We start from the raw sequence: 4556 nt of genomic DNA, 5'->3' as shown, positions 1-4556 counted from the left end.
TGACCCCTGCTGTCAAATCCGTACACCTAAACTTGGGAGATTTTAATCAGGCAGCTTGACGATAGAAATCCATCCAAACTTGTCTTGGCGATCTCATACCTAAACTCTGCTGAATCCTGACTTGATTGTAATCTAACTCAATATATTTCAAGATGCTGTTGATTGCTTCAAATCGAGTTTTATAATTATGATGATATACCAGCTCATTCTTTAAAACGCCCCAGAAGCTCTCTATTGGCGCATTGTCATAACAGTTACCTCTCGCACTCATAGATCCTTTAAAACCGTGTTTAGTGATCATTTTGCGATAATCATCGCTGCAATACTGACTACCTCTATCTGAATGCACAATAAGTCCTTGGCTAGGTCTTTTATCTTTGATTGCTTTATTTAAGGCCTTACAGACTAAATCAGTCTTCATGCGTTTATCGATAGCGTAGCCAACCAGTTCTTTGGTATACAAATCTTTAACGCCTGCCAAATAAAGCCAGCCCTCATCTGTCCAGATATAGGTGATATCACTGACCCAGACACAATTAGGACGATTAACGCCAAACTTCTGTTTAAGCAGGTTAGGATAAACACGCTTGTTATGCTCTGAGTCCGTTGTCACTTTAAAGCGCTTATGACGTCTACATTTGATACCATGTTCTTCTTTGATACTACGTACCATATACTTGCTGACATCGTGTCCTTGTTCATTTAGGTGAGCATGCAGACGCTCATAGCCATATCGTTCTTTGGTCTTCCTGTGCGCAGCTTTTACAAGCAGCTCACAGTGATTGCGATGTATTTGCTGAACACTGATGTCACGCTTTTTCCAGTCATAGTAGCTTGATGGTTTGATATCAAGGTTTTTGCACATGGCTGTGATACTAAATTCATATTTGTGATGGTCAATAAAGGCGTACCTTACTGATCGTGTTTGGCAAAGTACGCCGTAGCCTTTTTTAATATCTCTCGCTCTTCTTGTGCTATTTTTAGTTCACGCTTTAAACGCTTAATTTCTTCAAGGGCTGAAACAAGCTCTGGATCGTATTGCTTAGTACCTTTGAGTTTGCCTTGATTGGCTTTTCGTTGCCAATTGGCTAGTGTCTGCATTGGTAGCCCTAAATGCCTTGCTGTGGCACTGACATTGCCACCATTATTCTCTATTGCTTTGACCGCTTCTGCTTTAAATTCTTCACTGTATCTTTTAGCTTTCTTTGTCATGGTAAACTCCTAATTGTCTTCCTTAGTTTACCAAGTTTTTATCTACGGTTTTTTCAGCATAGCTCAGTTTTATTAAATTTTATATACCGAACTCTAAATCGGTTCTGATTTAATTTGAAGCTAAAGCTAATCAAGGTTAATGTTGCCTGTGTTTATAGTTTTAAATGATTTCTCTAAGTCCAGTTTTTTTGGGTTCAAGTATCTTAACATTTATAGAGGGAATACATAATGACTAACTCTGAAAAATTCGTTGATATATTCAACAAGATTGAGCAATTTCTTAACAAGGATTCTGGAAGTGGATACAATGAAAGTTTTAGTAAAAAGGTAAGAAACTCAAAAGATAAGGCTGTTTTAAAATTTAAAGATGAATTACTTTCATTTGCGATGTTAAGGAACGCAATAGTACATACTCCTAAGATAGATGACAAAACTATTGCAGAGCCTCATGAAATGACAGTATCAAGGATTAGTGAAATATATGAAAATATAACCAACCCCGTAAAGGTTATACCTGAGTTTCAGTTTGATGTATTAGGGGCGTATGAGGAAGATTACATTAATGGCATCTTAAAGATTATGAAGCAAAACTCGTTTTCTCAGTTTCCAGTACTTGACTCAAACGGTAGTGTTATTGAATTAATTAATAATAATACGATATCGCGCTGGCTGGCATCTGAAGTTGGAGAAAAAGGTACCATCATAATAGACGATGTTACGGTTAAAAAGTTAATGCCAGATATTGAGTTTAAGAATAACTATAAATTCATCTCTAGAGATACGTCTATCTATGAAGCTCATGACCTTTTTATTAAGCATATAGGTGAAAAAGGACGAAATCTTGATGTGCTCTTTATTACACATAACGGTAAGGAGACTGAAAAGCTATTGGGTCTTGTTACTATTTCTGATTTAGCACCACTTGTTTAAGTGATTAAATAGTATTCTATTTTTTAATCGGTAATTTATCATTAGTTACCAGCATGGAATGAACAAAGAACTTTAGTAGTGGAGAGTATTTACAGGCAGACTTTTTAGTTATTTTTTTCAGCTTTGGACTAGCAATATTAGATTTATAGATTGTTGCAGAGGAGCTGGTCTGCTTCATGTGAAAGCAGTAAAAGCCTGAACGCTTAAGGGGTTTTAATTAATAGTGCTTTATTATGGGTTATTAGCCAGTTCACTTAAATTAAAAGCTGTTTTGCAAGACTAAAATTGAGGTTTGAAGTGAATTTACAATTAATTTTCTTAAATGCAAGTTTATGCAATATTAACCTCTTTACCTGAGTGATTCATATCTTTAAGTATTAAAAAAAATGTCAATAAATATCAACCTAGAGAATAATCTTAAAGGTTGTAGGCTATAATTTAATGCATAGACATTAAATGGATGCTTTTATGAAAGCTCATTCGGGTTGCACAAAAATTGTAGGTCAGGCGTGTGCTATTACGTTTCAAGGTAAGGCCATTAATAACCGTCAACAAGACGCGTTCTTCTTTGTTGACGACTATTATCAAGAAACACTGGGCATGACAGAAGTAACGCCTGTTCGGCTACCTCTATGTTTGGCCGTATCTGATGGCGTTTCTAGCTCTAATTATTCTCAACATTGTTCAAAAGCCGTCGTAAAAGCCATCAAAACCCTGATCGATAGACAACAACCACTTACTACTGCCGATATCCATAACGTGGTCAGCGAAACTAAGCATAGTGTTAAACGCTATGGTGCTGCGTCAACGCTGGCGCTGCTTGAAGTGAGCATTGAAGAGGGAATAACTGAAGGCAAAATAACACATGTCGGTGATAGCCGTGTGTATAGACTTGTAAAAGGGTCGACACATTGGGAGTGTCTAACTCGAGATCAAAATATGCTCAATGATTTGCTCGATGAGCAAATGCAAGCAAAAGGTAGGCAAGCCCAGATGTCAGATTATAATAAAACCGGTATGGCTGGCATGTTATATAGCATCACCGAGTGTTTTAGCTTATCTACCAAAGATGGGTTTAATGCTGAGGCACCACATAGTGAAGTGAGACTCGTAAATATTGAATCTGGTGATAGCTTTGAGCTATGCTGAAAAAACCGTAGATAAAAACTTGGTAAACTAAGGAAGACAATTAGGAGTTTACCATGACAAAGAAAGCTAAAAGATACAGTGAAGAATTTAAAGCAGAAGCGGTCAAAGCAATAGAGAATAATGGTGGCAATGTCAGTGCCACAGCAAGGCATTTAGGGCTACCAATGCAGACACTAGCCAATTGGCAACGAAAAGCCAATCAAGGCAAACTCAAAGGTACTAAGCAATACGATCCAGAGCTTGTTTCAGCCCTTGAAGAAATTAAGCGTTTAAAGCGTGAACTAAAAATAGCACAAGAAGAGCGAGAGATATTAAAAAAGGCTACGGCGTACTTTGCCAAACACGATCAGTAAGGTACGCCTTTATTGACCATCACAAATATGAATTTAGTATCACAGCCATGTGCAAAAACCTTGATATCAAACCATCAAGCTACTATGACTGGAAAAAGCGTGACATCAGTGTTCAGCAAATACATCGCAATCACTGTGAGCTGCTTGTAAAAGCTGCGCACAGGAAGACCAAAGAACGATATGGCTATGAGCGTCTGCATGCTCACCTAAATGAACAAGGACACGATGTCAGCAAGTATATGGTACGTAGTATCAAAGAAGAACATGGTATCAAATGTAGACGTCATAAGCGCTTTAAAGTGACAACGGACTCAGAGCATAACAAGCGTGTTTATCCTAACCTGCTTAAACAGAAGTTTGGCGTTAATCGTCCTAATTGTGTCTGGGTCAGTGATATCACCTATATCTGGACAGATGAGGGCTGGCTTTATTTGGCAGGCGTTAAAGATTTGTATACCAAAGAACTGGTTGGCTACGCTATCGATAAACGCATGAAGACTGATTTAGTCTGTAAGGCCTTAAATAAAGCAATCAAAGATAAAAGACCTAGCCAAGGACTTATTGTGCATTCAGATAGAGGTAGTCAGTATTGCAGCGATGATTATCGCAAAATGATCACTAAACACGGTTTTAAAGGATCTATGAGTGCGAGAGGTAACTGTTATGACAATGCGCCAATAGAGAGCTTCTGGGGCGTTTTAAAGAATGAGCTGGTATATCATCATAATTATAAAACTCGATTTGAAGCAATCAACAGCATCTTGAAATATATTGAGTTAGATTACAATCAAGTCAGGATTCAGCAGAGTTTAGGTATGAGATCGCCAAGACAAGTTTGGATGGATTTCTATCGTCAAGCTGCCTGATTAAAATCTCCCAAGTTTAGGTGTACGGATTTGACAGCAGGGGTCA

4 protein-coding genes are annotated in these 4556 nt (G+C 37.8%); 3 read left to right on the top strand and 1 reads right to left on the bottom strand.

All coding sequences use genetic code 11. The features are described 5' to 3' along the window. Nucleotides 1-46 precede the first annotated feature (46 nt). A protein-coding gene (locus AC2SLT_RS12985) for an IS3 family transposase (protein ID WP_486547055.1) occupies nt 47-1212 on the bottom strand; the annotation gives its coding sequence in 2 pieces (ribosomal slippage) (nt 47-942 and nt 942-1212; 1167 coding nt in all). A 228-nt stretch (nt 1213-1440) separates the two neighbouring features. Here AC2SLT_RS12985 and AC2SLT_RS12980 point away from each other — a divergent pair. The 3 genes from AC2SLT_RS12980 (at nt 1441) to AC2SLT_RS12970 (ending at nt 4510) form a co-directional block, all read left to right on the top strand. Next, a complete protein-coding gene (locus AC2SLT_RS12980; RefSeq protein ID WP_486548072.1) occupies nt 1441-2142 on the top strand; it encodes a CBS domain-containing protein in 702 nt (233 codons plus the stop codon). Between the two features lie 468 nt (nt 2143-2610). Next, complete coding sequence (locus AC2SLT_RS12975) at nt 2611-3291, top strand: PP2C family protein-serine/threonine phosphatase (protein WP_486548071.1); 681 nt, start codon at nt 2611-2613, stop codon at nt 3289-3291. Nucleotides 3292-3344: 53 nt separating this feature from the next. Next, nucleotides 3345-4510 (top strand): IS3 family transposase gene (locus tag AC2SLT_RS12970; protein WP_486547055.1). Its coding sequence is split into 2 segments (ribosomal slippage): nt 3345-3615 and nt 3615-4510, totalling 1167 coding nucleotides; the frame shifts between segments, so codons are not numbered across the junction. The last annotated feature ends 46 nt before the right edge of the window (nt 4511-4556 follow it).

The organism is Psychrobacter sp. CX18 (genome assembly GCF_057396215.1).
This window is presented reverse-complemented; position numbering and strand designations above follow the sequence as displayed.

Bases quoted from the DNA above. Each gene is read 5' to 3' on its own strand.
- AC2SLT_RS12980 (WP_486548072.1), top strand. From the start codon at position 1,441: ATGACTAACTCTGAAAAATTCGTTGATATATTCAACAAGATTGAGCAA.
- AC2SLT_RS12975 (WP_486548071.1), top strand. From the start codon at position 2,611: ATGAAAGCTCATTCGGGTTGCACAAAAATTGTAGGTCAGGCGTGTGCT.